Source organism: Halomonas sp. GFAJ-1 (genome assembly GCF_000236625.2).
Lineage (GTDB): Bacteria > Pseudomonadota > Gammaproteobacteria > Pseudomonadales > Halomonadaceae > Vreelandella.
Genome location: NZ_AHBC01000033.1, coordinates 1 through 15,278, shown reverse-complemented (window position 1 = coordinate 15,278; position 15,278 = coordinate 1). Strand labels below are relative to the sequence as shown.

Sequence of the window (15,278 nt, the reverse complement as noted above, 5' to 3'; positions counted from 1 at the left end):
TATTAATAGTGGGGATACTAATTGTGGATAAGCTATTTAAAGATAATTTTATCAACAGGTTAAAATCATAAAAAATCTGTGCATAACTATCAAATAAGCACTAAATAAGCTGTTAACTAGGTGTGACTAGATGCAACGGAAATAGCGCTTTTTCGACTTATCCCGATTCCATCATGAGGTTTTCCTTGTAGCTCAAAAGAAGTTGTCCACAGGTAAAAAAGAGCCTCTACTGCGTGTGGATAACCGCTTCGTTGGGCGCTACAATGGTCGACCGTTTTCAACCGATGGTGAGATGAGTGTCACTCGCGCTTTGGCAACAGTGCCTGGACTACCTACAGGACGAACTGAATTCTCAACAGTTCAACACCTGGATACGTCCGTTACAGGCAGAAGAAGGAGAGGCCAACGAGCTATGCTTGTTGGCGCCGAATCGCTTTGTGCGCGACTGGGTGAGTGATAAGTACGCCAAACGAATCAGTGAACTGATTCGTGAGCTGGCACCTGGAAAACCTCCCAAAGTTAGCTTAACAGTGGGTAGCCGCCGTGCCGCGACTCCTGCGCCACAGCCCCGAGAGTTGGGTAATCCTGTTTCGGCTACGCCCACCCAACGAATGGCTCCAGCAGTCCACACCTCACCCCGCGGTAACGTCTCTGATGAACGAGAAATTAGTCAGCTAAGAGAAGAGGCGCCTGTCCGACGAGGTAATGAGCGTCAGGTGCAGGTTGAAGGCAGCCTGAAGCATGGTAGCGGCCTGAACCCTAATTTCACCTTTGATAAATTCGTCGAGGGTAAATCGAACCAACTAGCTCGCGCTGCCTCACGTCAGGTGTCAGAAAACCCCGGCGGCGCCTATAACCCCTTGTTTTTATACGGGGGAGTTGGTTTAGGTAAAACACACTTAATGCACGCAGTAGGGAATGCCCTGGCGGATCGGCGTGAAAATGCTCAAGTGGTTTATCTGCACTCGGAGCGCTTTGTCGCAGATATGGTCAAAGCGCTGCAGCTAAATGCGATTAATGACTTCAAGCGCTTTTATCGCAGTGTTGATGCACTATTAATCGATGATATTCAGTTCTTCGCGGGTAAAGAGCGCTCTCAAGAAGAGTTTTTTCATACGTTTAACGCGCTGTTAGAGGGGGGGCAGCAGATGATCCTTACCTCTGACCGCTACCCAAAAGAGATCAGTGGTGTTGAAGAGCGTTTGAAGTCGCGCTTCGGTTGGGGGCTTACCGTCGCGATTGAACCCCCTGAACTGGAAACCCGCGTCGCAATTCTGATGAAGAAGGCCGACCAAGCAAAAGTGGACCTTCCTCACGATGCTGCCTTTTTTATTGCCCAAAAAATTCGTTCTAATGTCCGTGAGCTTGAGGGTGCGCTGAAAAAAGTCATTGCAGATTCTCACTTCATGGGTAAAACCATTACCCAAGACTTTATTCGTGAATCCTTAAAGGACCTGCTCGCGCTTCAGGATAAGCAAGTAGGGGTCGACAATATTCAGCGCACGGTGGCCGAGTATTACAAAATTAAGGTAGCGGATTTGCTGTCCAAGCGACGTTCGCGCTCAGTGGCCAGGCCCCGCCAAGTTGCTATGGCGCTTGCCAAAGAGCTGACGAATCACAGCTTACCCGAGATAGGCGATGCGTTTGGTGGGCGTGACCATACGACGGTCTTGCATGCTTGTCGAAAGGTAAAAGCGTTGCAGGAAGAGAGTGCGGATATACGCGAAGATTATAAAAATCTGCTGCGTCTGTTAACCAGTTAACCATATTGTTGGGTCTTAAGTAGAGAGGCCTTTCAGGATATACAACCGGAGTATTGATGAAATTCTCAATTTCCCGAGAGGCGCTGCTGCGCCCGCTGACACTGGTGGCGGGCGTGGTAGAACGGCGCCAAACACTGCCTGTGCTCTCTAATGTGCTGATTCAAGTTGAAGGTGATCAAGTTTCACTCACGGGTACCGACCTTGAAGTTGAGCTGATCGGGCGCACGGTTGCAAGCCAGGTGGACCAGGAAGGTGCGGCAACGGTGCCTGCACGCAAGCTGATGGATATTTGTAAGTCACTGCCCGACCAGTCAGATATTCAGCTTGCCGTCGAAGAGGGGCGGGCTGTTCTGCGTAGTGGACGCTCGCGTTTCACGCTTTCAACGCTGCCAGCAGCCGAATTCCCTAATATTGAAGATGCTGATGGTAGCCAAGAGATAAGCGTTCCCCGCGGTACGTTAAAACACCTTATTGAAGCTACCTCGTTCGCCATGGCGCAGCAGGATGTACGCTATTATCTTAATGGCATGCTGCTTGAGATTCAGAGTAATTTGTTGCGTACAGTGGCCACTGATGGTCACCGTTTGGCTATGTGCTCTCGTCCTATCGATATCTCTGTTAACCAGTCCCAAAAGCTAATAGTGCCACGTAAGGGGATTCTCGAGTTGTCGCGTCTATTAGACGATAGCGACGAACCGGTTAGCTTAACGCTAGGTTCTACACACGTAAGAGCACACACTGGCGACTTTACTTTTACGTCTAAGTTGATTGACGGCAAGTTTCCTGATTACGAGCGCGTGGTGCCACGTAACGGGGACAAAGTGTTGATTGCTGAGCGTGCTGAACTGCGTCAGGTGCTTTCGCGTACTGCCATTCTTTCCAATGAGAAGTATCGTGGTGTGCGCCTCTATCTTGAGGAGAATAATCTCAAGGTAATGGCTAACAACCCAGAGCAGGAAGAAGCCGAAGAGAATGTGGCGGTTGAGTACAGCGGCGGCGCTATGGAAGTGGGCTTTAACGTGGGTTATTTAGTCGATGTGCTCTCGGTGCTAGATGAGGACCGGGTGCAGGTGACTCTGGCTGACCCCAATAGTAGTGCGCTGTTAGAAGAGCCAGGTGGCGGCGACGCACTCTATGTAGTGATGCCCATGCGTTTATAGCAAGCTTTAGCTCTATGATAAAACGGCGCTTCTGCTGTCAGAAGCGCCGTTTTCACGTTTAATACCAACATGACTTAATTTGGCGGCGACTGTTAATGAGCCTAACTCGGTTACACCTGCAAGGCTTGCGTAATCTCGCACCCGTGGAAATGGACCCCTCTCTGCGTATTAATATTCTCCATGGGGTTAACGGTAGTGGGAAAACCAGCCTGTTAGAAGGCATCCATATATTAGGGATGGGCCGTTCATTTCGTACTCGTCAGCTTAAGAATGTTATCCAGTCAGATGCTCCATATATGACGCTTTATGGCCGTTTGGCAGGTGACCCTGAGGTTGCCCTTGGGGTTAGGCGATTAAGAGCGGAGAGAGAACTTGAGCTGCGCCTGCGGGGCGAGAAAGGGGTACGCTTGGCTGAGCTGGTGGAAGCCATGCCGTTACAGCTGATTAATCCCGATGCGTTTCGTTTGTTAGAGGGATCACCGGCTGGTCGGAGAGAGTTTCTCGATTGGGGAGTGTTTCACGTGAAACATCAATTTTTGGAGGCATGGAAGCGAACGCGCCGGGCGGTGAAACATCGGAATGCGCTGCTTAGGCGTGGTAGAATAGTACCCGGCGAAATTGCAGTGTGGGAGCAGGAGCTAGCTACCTGGGGCGAGCAGATGGATACGCTGCGTCAAAGCTGGTTTAGTCAATTTTTACCTGTTTTTGAGGAAACGCTGGCAAGGCTATTCTCAGTGCCTGGGCTAATGCTTCGTTATGCCAGAGGTTGGGATAAGCAGAGGTCCCTAGCGGATGTGCTAGAGAGTAGCCGTGAAACAGATCAGCAAATGGGGTTTACTCAGCAGGGGCCTCAGCGTGCAGATTTACGGATTCGTCTTGATAAGCAGCCAGCAGTTGAAGTGCTTTCCAGAGGCCAGCAAAAGCTGGTTGTTAGCGCGCTTAAGCTAGCCCAAGGGCGGCTTCTGGAAAGTACAGCAAAGCGGCACTGTGTTTACCTGATAGATGATTTGCCTGCGGAACTGGATGAACAGCATCGCTTGCGGTTTTGCAAATTACTTGAAGAGATGCAGTGCCAAGCATTTATTACCAGCGTCGACCCAGCCGCTTTACGCGATATGTGGCAACCTGAGACTACGGTTAAGATGTTTCACGTGAAACATACTGAGCAAGGCTTAAGCCAGTTAGTAACGGATGGGTAGGTGACATGGAATGAGACAGACTTCACGACGGAGTGGTCAATGAGCGAGCAGGCTTACGATTCATCAAGCATCAAGGTGCTCAAAGGGCTAGATGCAGTACGCAAGCGCCCAGGTATGTATATCGGTGACACCGACGACGGTACCGGTCTGCACCACATGGTTTTCGAGTTGGTGGATAACTCCATCGATGAGGCTTTGGCAGGCCACTGCAGTGAAGTTCGAGTGGTTATTCACCCCGATGAATCAGTAACTGTCAGTGATAACGGCCGTGGTGTTCCTACCGAGCTTCATGAAGGGGAAGGGGTGTCAGCAGCAGAAGTTATTATGACGGTGCTGCATGCTGGCGGTAAGTTTGATGACAACTCTTATAAAGTCTCAGGTGGACTTCACGGTGTAGGGGTTTCGGTTGTCAACGCGCTGTCGGAAGAGCTGCGTTTGACCATATGGCGCCAAAATGAAGTGTTTGAGCAGATTTATCGCCACGGCGTACCACAAGCACCGCTAGGTGTGGTGGGTAAAACTGAAAAGACTGGCACTAGCATCCATTTCCGTCCATCACCGGATACATTCGCAAATATCGAATTTCATTACGATATTTTAGCAAAACGCCTGCGTGAGCTCTCTTTCTTAAATTCAGGTGTTGCCATTCGTCTAGTGGATGAGCGCAGCGGGAAAGAAGAGCTGTTTCATTATGAAGGTGGTCTAAAAGCATTTGTTGACCACCTGAATAAGAATAAAACTGTCTTGAATCCGGTTTTTCATTTTAATGCAGTGCGTGAAGATGGCGTTGAAGTAGAAGTCGCCATGCAGTGGAGCGAAGCCTTCACAGAAAATATTTTCTGTTATACCAACAATATTCCACAGCGAGATGGCGGTGCCCACTTGGCGGGTTTCCGTGCGGGGCTGACCCGTACGCTCAATAACTACATTGAAGCGGAAGGGTTGCTGAAAAAATCCAAAGTAAATACCTCGGGCGACGATGCGCGCGAGGGTTTAACCGCGGTTATATCTGTTAAGGTTCCAGACCCTAAGTTCTCGTCTCAAACTAAGGAAAAGCTGGTTTCCAGTGAAGTAAAAACAGCTGTTGAGCAGGAGATGGGCAGGCTGTTTTCAGAGTACTTAATTGAAAAGCCTAGTGAAGCAAAATCCATCGTCAACAAAATGCTGGATGCCGCCCGCGCCCGTGAAGCTGCCCGTAAAGCGCGGGATATGACACGACGCAAAGGCGCGCTGGACATTGCCGGTTTGCCGGGCAAGCTGGCGGACTGCCAAGAAAAAGATCCTAGCCAGTCAGAACTCTATTTGGTGGAGGGTGATTCGGCAGGTGGCAGCGCGAAACAGGGGCGAGACCGCCGCACCCAAGCGATTTTACCGCTGAAAGGTAAGATCCTAAACGTTGAGAAAGCACGCTTCGACAAAATGCTTTCGTCAGCGGAAGTGGGCACGTTAATTACTGCGCTTGGCTGTGGCATTGGGCGGGAAGAGTTTAACCCTGACAAGCTGCGCTACCATTCGGTCATTATTATGACCGACGCGGATGTAGACGGCTCTCACATTCGCACACTGCTTCTGACGTTCTTTTTCCGACAAATGCCGGAGCTGATTGAACGTGGCCACATCTTTATTGCCCAGCCGCCGCTATATAAAATCAAGCGAGGCAAGCAAGAGCTTTACCTTAAAGATGAGCAGGCAATGGTCGACTACCTGACGACCACCGCGCTGGATGGAGCGGGGCTTCACGTGAATGCCGATGCGCCAGGCATCACGGGCTCACAGCTGGAAGCGCTGGTTAATCAGTATCGCAACGTGATGAAACGAATCGATCGCCTAGCCCGTGTCTATCCGATTGAAGTGCTCAAGCAGACGGTGCACACAGCGGCGCTGCTAGGCGAAACGAGCCTGAAAGATCGGGTGACAATGGAAAACTGGATCGCTGAGCTTCAAAAAGCGATGGACGATAAGGTGGCCTATGAAGGTGGCCCTCGTTACCAGTTCTATATTCACGAAGATACTGAACGTGGTCTGCATTTGCCCGCGGTGTCGCTCATTGCCCATGGGGTAACCACAGAGTACGTTTGGGGCTTGGATTTCTTTGAAAGCGCCGACTACCGCGCCATTACCGGGTTAGGCGATACGCTCAATGGGCTGTTGGAGGAGGGGGCTTATATTGCCCGTGGTGAGCGGCAGAAACCGGTTTCCCACTTCTCCGAGGTGCTGGCTTGGTTAATGCAAGAAGGTCAGCGTGGGCTCTCTTTCCAGCGCTATAAAGGGTTGGGTGAGATGAATCCTGACCAGCTTTGGGAGACCACCATGGATCCTGACAGCCGCCGCATGCTGCGCGTTACTATCGAAGATGCGGTTGCCGCCGACATGATGTTCAATACGCTCATGGGAGATGAAGTTGAACCTCGTCGCGAGTTTATTGAGACAAATGCGCTAGTGGCTAATCTTGATGTCTAGGCGTCACTGCTGATGTTTCACGTGAAACAAAATAGTGATTGCTGAATAAAAAACGGCCCCTGGTTAAAAACCAGGGGCCGTTTTTTGATACTTATCACGCTCTACTGCTGGCAAAGCCAGTCGGTAAATGCAGCCAAATCAGCGAAAACAGTAGCATTCTCAAGTCCCGCATTGTGGGCCAAGGTTTTCTCTCCCTTTCCCGTTTTGACAAGTACGCTATGGCAGCCGACTGCTTCGCCTGCCTGTAAATCACGCAAACTGTCGCCGACCATCCAGCTGCCCTCTAAACTCTCTATACCTAACTGCTGCTGAATTTCTAGCAGTAGCCCCGGCAGTGGTTTGCGGCAACTGCAGCCATCGTCAGGCCCGTGTGGGCAGTAAGCAATATGAGCAATACGACCGTCTTCTGCTTCTACGAGTGCATTTAGACACTCATGCATGGCGTGCAGCGTCGCTTCATCATAGTAACCACGAGCGATGCCGGATTGATTCGTCGCGACGGTAACGGTAAATCCTGCCTTAGTTAAACGAGCAATAGCGTTAATGGCGGAAGGGTACGGTATCCATTCTGCTAGGGACTTTATATAGGCGTCTGAGTCACGGTTAATCACGCCATCTCGGTCTAGGATAACCAGCTTTTCAGGAGGCACATTAACGTAGCGTTCGTTAGTAGGGGGCATTTTTAGCTCTATTTAGCGCTTAGCTGTTGGTTGAGTAGTGACAGCGCTTGTAATGTAATAGCGATTTTTTTCCCATCACTACCAAAGCGCTGGAACGGAAACCGATTTAAGCGTGCAAGGCGTGGCAGCGTCGTTAGAAATCGCTCCCTTACAGCAGGTTGGGCCTGGCGTAAGCCGTTAAGTAGCGCAAAAGCTAAACGCTCTCGATGTGTGTCACGTTTACTAAGTTTGCCATACAGTGAAAAAATAAAGCAGTGCCAGTCGCGCACCATGCAGTCTATTAGCTCATGGCGCTCACCTGGATCGGTCTCAAAATCGATAAAAACAACTTCTTCCTGGTTTACCAAAATATTGCGCGCAAACGCTTCACTGAGATAACACTGGCGTGCATGGACATCATTTAGCGCCTGCGTTCCCAGCATAAGGTAATGATCGATCTCTTCCACTTGCTGCGCTGTGAGTAGTTTATCCAGCAGCGTTTGCGATGGCTGATTTTCACTGCCAGCATCGGCCAGCAATAGTGCTTCAGGTGTCTCAGCCAAAATAGTGGGCACTGCCACGCCGGCCGAGGAAAGTGCTTTAATGCGCGCGGCTTCTTGGGCAATGCTCTGTTTGCCCCCCAGGTTGTGAACCGGCTTGAGCGCATCAACACGCAGCCATTTGGCGAGTAGAGTAAGTGGCAGATAGGTAAGGCGTGAGTTACGTTTAGCGGCTTTTTTAAGCCAGACCTTGCGCCCATCAAGCGTATAAGACGCAATGTTGGTTTGCTGCTGGGGAAGTGTGTCTAAAAGAAAAAATTCGTACATAGCCGGTTCCATGGCGAGTCTTCGCTCGTCGACTTTGAATGCAAAGCTTAGCTAGTTAGCAGTAAGGCACAGCGAGTAGGGTAAATGTTTCACTAATCTTACCTGTATGTTTCACGTGAAACAAAAAGGTTTGCAGGCTTTTCAGGAGGCGAGAACTAGCAATAAAAAACCGGCACTTTTAAAGTGCCGGTTGGGATGTTGGCCTGCACACGCTAGACAGCGTTTTATAGCATGCTACTAAAAGCGTCTTACTGTGGCAGCTGGGAAATATCCGCAACTTCAAGAAACAGCGCCTGCAGGCTGGCTAGCAACGCAAGGCGGTTCCGACGCACCGCTTCGTCATCGGCCATCACCATAACCTGGTCAAAGAACGCATCAACCGGCTCGCGCAGCGTCGCTAAGGCATCAAGCGCCTGCTGATAGTTACCCTCTGCAAATAGCGGAGCCACCTGTTGTTGGCTAGCTGAGACGGCGTTGAACAGATTCAGTTCTGCCTCTTCTTGTAGCAAAGGCTGGTCGACCTGGGTGCTGCCATCGTGCTCCTGCTTACTCAGGATATTAGAAACCCGCTTATTGGCTGCGGCCAGGGCTGCGGCTTCTTCCCGCTGGGCAAATGCTTTAACAGCGCGCAGGCGACGAGCGAAATCCAGCGGCTTAGTGACCGGCCGGGCGCGTACCGCGAGGTACATTTCCGCACTAATGCCTTCATCTTGACCCCATGCGCGGAAGCGGTCCAGCATGTAGGTCAACACATCGTCGACCAAGCCTTCTGCTCTAGGCAAGTTCCGGTGCTGCTCAGCGGCAACGCTTAGCAGCTCACGGAGGTCGAGGCTGAGCTCACCTTTCACCAGAATGTTGAGTACGCCGATGGACGCACGACGTAAAGCAAAGGGGTCTTTTGCGCCGGTAGGGCGCTGACCAATACCAAAGATACCCACCAGAGTATCCAAGCGATCCGCCAGCGCCAGGGCTTGGCCAGTTAGGCTTTGTGGGATAATGTCGCTGGCAAACCGAGGCAGGTACTGCTCTTCTAACGCCTGAGCAACCTCAGCAGGCTCGTCATCTTGCTCGGCGTAGTAGCGGCCCATAATACCCTGGAGTTCAGGGAATTCGAGCACCATCTCAGAGACCAAGTCGCACTTAGCGAGCGCTACAGCGCGCTGGGCGTGGGCGACATCGCCATTAATTTGCTGAGCAATAAAGGTGGCAATTGCCGTGCTGCGGCGTGCTTTATCGGCCAGCGTGCCCAGCTGCTGCTGAAATACGACGCTTTCCAACTGAGGAATGCGCGATGCAAGAGTGCGCTTGCGGTCGGTGTCGTAGAAGAAGGCGGCATCTGCAAGACGCGGACGAATGACTTTCTCATTCCCTGAAATCACCTGCTGGGGGTCGGCACTGTCGATGTTCGAAATGGTAATGAACAGCGGCTTCAGCTTGCCTTGGTCATCCAGCAGGTGAAAGTATTTCTGGTTAGCCTTCATGGAAGAAATCAGGCACTCCGCAGGCACTTCCAAGAAGCGCTCATCGAAGCTGCCGGTCAGTGCGACAGGCCACTCCACCAAACCACTCACTTCGATTAGCAGGTCTTCATCGATGACCGCATGAGCTTCCTGCACTTCGGCTTCTGCTAACACCTGCTCACGAATGCGTTCACGGCGGCGCTGACGGTCGGCCAGTACGTAGGCGTTTTCTAGCGTGGCGAGGTAGTCGTCGGCATGCGCGAGCTGAATGGCATCCGGGGCATGAAAGCGGTGACCATAGGTAGTGCGGCTAGCCTCTAGGCCAAGTGCCTCAGCGGCAATCACATCGCTGCCGTAAAGGGTGACCAGCCAGTGAACCGGACGGGAGAACTCAACCCGGGATGCGCCCCAGCGCATGTTTTTGGGCACCGGCAGTGATTGCAGCGTTTTGCGAATCATCTCCGGCAGCAGCGCTTGAACGCTTTCGCCTTGCTGCTGCTCCTGAAAACCTAGCCAAGTACCTTTGTCGGTTTCCAGATGAATCAGCTCATCCACGCTAACACCGCAAGAGCGGGCAAAGCCTTCGGCCGCTTTGGTGGGCACGCCATCTTTAAACGCAGCGGCCAGGGCGGGGCCACGGCGCTCTACTGCGCGGTCAGGCTGCTTGTCCGCAAGACCGGTCACCTGCACCGCTAAACGGCGTGGTGTGGCGTAAGCGCTAATCGCCTGGAAAGGAATGTCAGCCTCTTGTAGCCCTTTTTTAATACCCGCTGCAAACGCATCTGACAGCGCATCCAGTGCCGTGGGCGGCAGCTCTTCGGCACCCAGTTCTAATAAAAGTGTATCAACAGCCATTATGTCTCTCCCTGGTCGGCGAGTGGTTCTTGTAACAGTTCGCGGCGCAGGGCCTCGGGGGCCATGGGGAACCCCGCTGCTTTGCGTGACTCGAAGTAAGCGGTGGCGACGTCCCTTGCCATGGTGCGTACACGTAAAATAAAGCGCTGGCGCTCGGTCACGGAGATCGCATGGCGGGCATCAAGCAGGTTGAACGTATGGGAAGCTTTCAGCACTTGTTCGTAGGCGGGCAGCGGTAGATTAACGGCTAGCAGTTTGCTGCACTCTTTTTCCTGGTGATCAAACGCCGCGAAGAGCTGATCCACATCCGCGTGCTCGAAATTGTAGGCGGACTGCTCACGCTCGTTTTGTAGGTAAACGTCACCGTAGCTGACTTTACTGCCATCGGGTGCTATCGCCCAAACCAAGTCATATACGCTGTCGACGTTCTGCAGGTACATGGCGATACGCTCAAGCCCGTAGGTCAACTCGCCGGTGACGGGGTAGCACTCAATGCCGCCCGCCTGTTGGAAGTAGGTGAACTGGGTCACTTCCATGCCGTTAAGCCAGACCTCCCAGCCCAGGCCCCAGGCGCCCAAGGTGGGGGATTCCCAGTTATCTTCCACGAAGCGCACGTCGTGAATCAGCGGGTCGAGCCCCAGGCGCTTTAGCGAGCCCAGGTAGAGATCCTGCAGATTACTGGGTGAGGGCTTCATGACTACCTGAAACTGGTAGTAGTGCTGCAGACGGTTCGGGTTTTCCCCATAGCGGCCGTCGGTAGGGCGTCGAGAGGGCTGCACGTAGGCCGCGTTCCAGGTTTCAGGGCCAATCGCCCGCAGGAACGTGGCGGGGTGGAAGGTGCCCGCGCCGACTTCCATATCGAGGGGTTGAAGGATGACGCAGCCTTGCTCTGCCCAGTACTGCTGAAGAGCAAGGATCAAGCCTTGAAAGGTCGACACATCGGGTGTCGATTGGTTTGTCGAAACACTCATCGCGGAAAGCACCGTTGGCCATGAATTCATAAGCCGTCAAGTATACAATCACAGGCAGATGGGTTATAGGCACGTTAGCCAAAGAGCCGCTTTTGGTAAGGAGAACGAGATGATCGTTGTAACAGGCGGGGCCGGTTTTATCGGTGCCAATATTGTCAAAGCGCTAAATGTTCGTGGCCGAAATGATGTGATGGTCGTCGATGATTTGCGCGATGGCACCAAGTTTGTCAATTTAGCTGACTGCACGTTGGCCGATTACCTGGACAAAAATGACTTTCTGGCACGGGTTAAGGCAGCGCTACGTGGTGAGATGGTTGACCTGCCGACTATCGATGCGATTTTCCATGAGGGTGCCTGCTCCGATACCACCGAGTGGGATGGGCACTATATGTTGGAGAATAATTTCGAGTACTCCAAAGTGCTGCTCAACTACTGTGAGAAGTTTGGGATCCCGTTCTTATATGCTTCGTCGGCGGCTACCTATGGTGGCAGCGAGGTGTTTAAAGAAGCGCCTGAGCACGAGAAGCCGCTCAATGTATACGGTTACTCCAAGCTGTTGTTTGATCAGCACGTGCGCTCGCGCTGGAGCGAGCTAACCACCCAGGTGGTGGGTTTCCGCTACTTTAATGTTTACGGGCCGCGGGAGCAGCATAAAGGCAAGATGGCCAGCGTGGCGTATCACAACCATCTGCAGGTTCGTAATGGCGAAACCTTGAAGCTGTTTGGGGCTTACGACGGCTATGAGGCGGGCATGCAGAGCCGCGACTTCGTTTACGTAGGCGATGTGGTCAATGTAAACCTCTGGTTTTTAGATAATCCCAGCGCATCCGGTATTTTTAATCTGGGTACTGGCCGAGCAGAGCCGTTTAAAGCCATTGGTGAAGCGGTAATCGACTTTTACGGCCAGGGTGAGATTGATTACATCCCTTTCCCAGAAGAGCTAAAAGGGCGCTACCAAAGCTATACGCGTGCGGATATAAGTAACCTGCGTGCCGCTGGCTGCGATGTGGAGTTCAAAACTGTTGCTCAAGGCGTTAACGCCTACTTGGAGTGGCTGAATGGCTAATTCTGCCAAGCGGTTGCTCGTTATAGGCCCCTCTTGGGTGGGCGATATGGTCATGGCACAAAGCCTGTTTATGACGTTAAAAGCTCGCTACCCTGGCTCAACCTTGGGCGTTGTCGCGCCGGCTTGGTCGCAGCCTATTATTGAGCGTATGCCCGAGGTGGACGAAGTACTGCCGCTGGCGGTGGGGCATGGCGAGTTTGGCTTGGGAAGCCGCCGCGAATTGGCGGCTAGGTTGCGGGGGCGTTATGATCGCGCCATTGTGCTGCCGCGCTCCTGGAAAGCAGCGTTAGTACCGTTTATGGCACGCATCCCCGAGCGTGTGGGCTTTTTAGGTGAGCACCGCTATGGCCTGCTTAAAGAGCGCCGCAAGCTGGACAAGCAAGTGCTGGATCAAACCGTAAAGCGGTTTGTCTCCCTAGGCTTGCCCCTGGAAGAAACCCTACACGGTGATTTCACCATCCCCACGCCACGCTTATCCATCGACCGAGATAATCTGGTGAACCTGCGCCTTACTCATGCGCTGTCATCACGCCCTGCCATCGGCATGATGCCCGGCGCCGAATATGGGCCTGCCAAACAGTGGCCGCTGGAGTATTTTCACGCCTTGGCGGCGCGGCTTATCGCCGATGGTTTTGAGGTGCGCGTACTAGGCGGGGCAAAAGACCACGAAGCGGGGGAGGCCATTATCAAAGGGCTTTCCCACGCGCATAACCTGTGCGGTAAAACCCAGCTAGCGGATGCGGTTGATCTGTTGGCCGACTGCCGTCAGGTGGTGACAAACGACTCAGGCTTAATGCACGTGGCGGCCGCAGTAGGCGTGCGTATTCACGCCCTGTACGGCTCCTCATCGCCTGCTTACACACCGCCGCTAACGGATAATGCCACTATTCACTACCTTGGACTCTCCTGTTCGCCGTGCTTCAAGCGCACCTGCCCACTGGGCCACACCAATTGCCTTAATGACTTGAGCGTTGAGCAGGTGCATCAGGCAGTGAAGAGATGCGTCTAGTAGTTTTTTGAGTTCACCTGGCCGCTCTAGCGACTGTCTAGCTTTTAAAATATTAATACGAAATAATGATTTCGTCAGCACTGTCGCTAGGGGTCTCTGTTACCTGCTCTCCTTCGTTCGCTGCTTCGTCAGCTTCACGACGTTGAGGGGCTAGCCCCTCCCACAAGCGCTGCTGAAGAACATTCTCTTCGCGCAGTCGCGCATTGATATCCGCAAGACCATGGCGCTCAAGTAAAGTGCGTGTTTCGCTGTCGAGAAGTGAAACGCCCAGACCCGCACGGGAATCTTCCGGCTTATAGCCCATGGCATCCAATAGAGTAGGAAATATGTCTACCATTGAGGCTTCACGGATAATACGCTTAGGGCTAAGGTCGTCCCCCAGTAGCATAAATGTGTTATCACGATCCATGGTGATAAGTTCATCCCAAACAGAAACACGCATGGTGAGATGGTCGCTCGCAATGGCGACCACGGTGTTTTCTAGTAGACCCTGCTCTGTGAGTCGTTCCAGCAAATCTCGCGCTAGCCAAGCCGAGCACTCAACGGAATAAAGAATATCCACACCGTCCCACTCTCCCTGTCGTTCTATGCAACGCTGGGCGGGATATCCATTTGGAGCGTGCCCTGCAATAGTCAGGTTGACGACACCCCAAGGGCCGTCGCTCTCAGCGTCTAAACGCTCAATCTCTTTCACCGTAAAGTCGTATAACGAGTCGTCGTACAGTCCCCAGTTATTGACATAATTGGGGTCGTCCAGACGCGGTTGCAGCTCCCTTAGTCCGTAAACGTTATCGAAGCCGTGGTCTCTATAGAATAAGCCTTTACCGGCGAACTCAGTGCTTGCACCACCTAAATAACTGAGACGGTATCCTTGCTCTGACAAGAGGTCACCCAGACAACGAACGCCCGGAACAACCGTGGAGAGCGGCTCAAATTGACGGTCGTGTAGTAACCCTGCAGGCATCAATGGCGTTCCACATTGGCTAGCGATCATGCCCGCCATCGTCCAGCCGGTATTATCAATTTGACGAACACCCTCAAAGACTTTTCCCGATTCACCAATGGCACTTAAATCGGCGTAAGCATCACCAAAGCGTGGATCATCGTAGGTGCGCTCAATGCTCTCCAGATACAGCAGCAGAAGGTTGGGAGGATTTTCCTGAGCGCTGATAACGGGTTCGACATAGCGCCTGTCCAGCCAGCCCCCATCGTCAGTGACCACGGCTGCACTACGCTGACCGATGCCAAAAATCAGGGGATTGGTAACCAGTAGGGCAATAGCAATCAAGGGTTCCACGCGTCGCCAGCGGTGGTCATGGCGAATAAGCCAGGTAAAAGCAATTAACAAGCTCAGCATGCAGGCTGTGTACAACACAGCAGCTACCATGCGCCCTGATCCACCGTGATCGGTTATGCCGGCCTGTAAGTGGAAGAAGACCGCGCCTAAATCAACAATTCCGAAGCTATCTGCTAGATAGACATATAAACCCCACAGGCAGAGCGGTAATAGCGACCAGGGCCATGCTCTGCGGTAGCTTGCTGATGTTCCCCAGTGAAGCTTCAGGCTGACGATCAGCCATATGCTCGTGACGACAAACAGCGTCCACCAGGGGAGGCGGGTCAGCACGGTAATGGAGTAGCTAATGCTGAAGCCAATAATAAGCAGAGGTAGCCATGGAGAAAGCTTGGGTGTTATTAATTGAGGCATGAGTCTCCCACACTGTTTATGTTAACTAGCCATTTAAGTTCTATGTAACTCATCAAACTACCCAGGCGTTGAAAATTTTATCAAGCTCACTTTTATCTAGTATAAAACTCTACTTGCTTCAACATATTTTCTTCTCCGTAC

At 52.4% G+C, this 15,278-nt stretch carries 11 protein-coding genes; 6 read left to right on the top strand and 5 right to left on the bottom strand.

Going from position 1 to position 15,278, the window contains the following annotated elements:
- Window positions 1-296 precede the first annotated feature (296 nt).
- The 4 genes from dnaA (at window position 297) to gyrB (ending at window position 6,582) form a co-directional block, all read left to right on the top strand.
- Window positions 297-1,763 (top strand): chromosomal replication initiator protein DnaA, encoded by a 1,467-nt coding sequence (gene dnaA / locus MOY_RS09210; protein ID WP_009098950.1) that lies wholly within the window; start codon window positions 297-299, stop codon window positions 1,761-1,763.
- A gap of 56 nt (window positions 1,764-1,819) precedes the next feature.
- Entirely contained in the window at window positions 1,820-2,923 is a 1,104-nt protein-coding gene (gene dnaN / locus MOY_RS09205; protein WP_009098948.1) for a DNA polymerase III subunit beta, read from the top strand.
- Window positions 2,924-3,018: 95 nt separating this feature from the next.
- Window positions 3,019-4,122: a DNA replication/repair protein RecF gene (recF, locus tag MOY_RS09200; RefSeq protein ID WP_009098946.1), complete on the top strand. Its 1,104-nt coding sequence runs from the start codon at window positions 3,019-3,021 to the stop codon at window positions 4,120-4,122.
- A 39-nt stretch (window positions 4,123-4,161) separates the two neighbouring features.
- Window positions 4,162-6,582 carry a DNA topoisomerase (ATP-hydrolyzing) subunit B gene (gene gyrB, locus MOY_RS09195; protein WP_009098945.1) on the top strand — a complete coding sequence of 807 codons (2,421 nt, stop codon included), beginning with the start codon at window positions 4,162-4,164 and terminating at the stop codon, window positions 6,580-6,582.
- 101 nt (window positions 6,583-6,683) lie between these two features.
- Here gyrB and gmhB read toward each other — a convergent pair whose 3' ends face one another.
- The 4 genes from gmhB to glyQ all read right to left on the bottom strand — a co-directional run bounded on the left by gmhB (window position 6,684) and on the right by glyQ (window position 11,354).
- On the bottom strand, window positions 6,684-7,262 hold the full coding sequence (gmhB, locus tag MOY_RS09190) for a D-glycero-beta-D-manno-heptose 1,7-bisphosphate 7-phosphatase (protein ID WP_009098943.1): 579 nt from the start codon (window positions 7,260-7,262) through the stop codon (window positions 6,684-6,686).
- An 8-nt stretch (window positions 7,263-7,270) separates the two neighbouring features.
- Complete coding sequence (locus tag MOY_RS09185; protein ID WP_009098941.1) at window positions 7,271-8,068, bottom strand: hypothetical protein; 798 nt, start codon at window positions 8,066-8,068, stop codon at window positions 7,271-7,273.
- A 248-nt stretch (window positions 8,069-8,316) separates the two neighbouring features.
- Window positions 8,317-10,383, bottom strand: a complete 2,067-nt coding sequence (gene glyS, locus MOY_RS09180; RefSeq protein WP_009098938.1) for a glycine--tRNA ligase subunit beta — start codon at window positions 10,381-10,383, stop codon at window positions 8,317-8,319.
- Window positions 10,383-11,354, bottom strand: a complete 972-nt coding sequence (glyQ, locus tag MOY_RS09175; RefSeq protein ID WP_009098936.1) for a glycine--tRNA ligase subunit alpha — start codon at window positions 11,352-11,354, stop codon at window positions 10,383-10,385. Before glyQ ends, glyS begins: the two co-directional genes overlap by 1 nt.
- A 109-nt stretch (window positions 11,355-11,463) precedes the next feature.
- On the opposite strand from glyQ, the gene rfaD reads away from it, so the two are divergent.
- Both rfaD and waaF read left to right on the top strand, forming a co-directional pair.
- Complete coding sequence (gene rfaD, locus MOY_RS09170) at window positions 11,464-12,420, top strand: ADP-glyceromanno-heptose 6-epimerase (protein WP_009098933.1); 957 nt, start codon at window positions 11,464-11,466, stop codon at window positions 12,418-12,420.
- Window positions 12,413-13,429: a lipopolysaccharide heptosyltransferase II gene (waaF, locus tag MOY_RS09165; RefSeq protein WP_009098932.1), complete on the top strand. Its 1,017-nt coding sequence runs from the start codon at window positions 12,413-12,415 to the stop codon at window positions 13,427-13,429. The genes rfaD and waaF overlap by 8 nt, the downstream gene beginning before the upstream one ends.
- 52 nt (window positions 13,430-13,481) lie before the next feature.
- On the opposite strand, the gene MOY_RS09160 is transcribed toward waaF, so the two are convergent.
- Window positions 13,482-15,137: a sulfatase-like hydrolase/transferase gene (locus MOY_RS09160; RefSeq protein WP_009098930.1), complete on the bottom strand. Its 1,656-nt coding sequence runs from the start codon at window positions 15,135-15,137 to the stop codon at window positions 13,482-13,484.
- Between the last annotated feature and the right edge of the window lie 141 nt (window positions 15,138-15,278).

What these genes read in the sequence shown, in the direction of transcription:
- rfaD (WP_009098933.1), top strand. Translation starts at nt 11,464, where the DNA reads ATGATCGTTGTAACAGGCGGGGCCGGTTTTATCGGTGCCAATATTGTC.
- gmhB (WP_009098943.1), bottom strand. Translation starts at nt 7,262, where the DNA reads ATGCCCCCTACTAACGAACGCTACGTTAATGTGCCTCCTGAAAAGCTG.
- dnaN (WP_009098948.1), top strand. Translation starts at nt 1,820, where the DNA reads ATGAAATTCTCAATTTCCCGAGAGGCGCTGCTGCGCCCGCTGACACTG.
- recF (WP_009098946.1), top strand. Translation starts at nt 3,019, where the DNA reads ATGAGCCTAACTCGGTTACACCTGCAAGGCTTGCGTAATCTCGCACCC.
- glyS (WP_009098938.1), bottom strand. Translation starts at nt 10,383, where the DNA reads ATGGCTGTTGATACACTTTTATTAGAACTGGGTGCCGAAGAGCTGCCG.
- waaF (WP_009098932.1), top strand. Translation starts at nt 12,413, where the DNA reads ATGGCTAATTCTGCCAAGCGGTTGCTCGTTATAGGCCCCTCTTGGGTG.
- MOY_RS09160 (WP_009098930.1), bottom strand. Translation starts at nt 15,137, where the DNA reads ATGCCTCAATTAATAACACCCAAGCTTTCTCCATGGCTACCTCTGCTT.
- glyQ (WP_009098936.1), bottom strand. Translation starts at nt 11,354, where the DNA reads ATGAGTGTTTCGACAAACCAATCGACACCCGATGTGTCGACCTTTCAA.
- gyrB (WP_009098945.1), top strand. Translation starts at nt 4,162, where the DNA reads ATGAGCGAGCAGGCTTACGATTCATCAAGCATCAAGGTGCTCAAAGGG.
- MOY_RS09185 (WP_009098941.1), bottom strand. Translation starts at nt 8,068, where the DNA reads ATGTACGAATTTTTTCTTTTAGACACACTTCCCCAGCAGCAAACCAAC.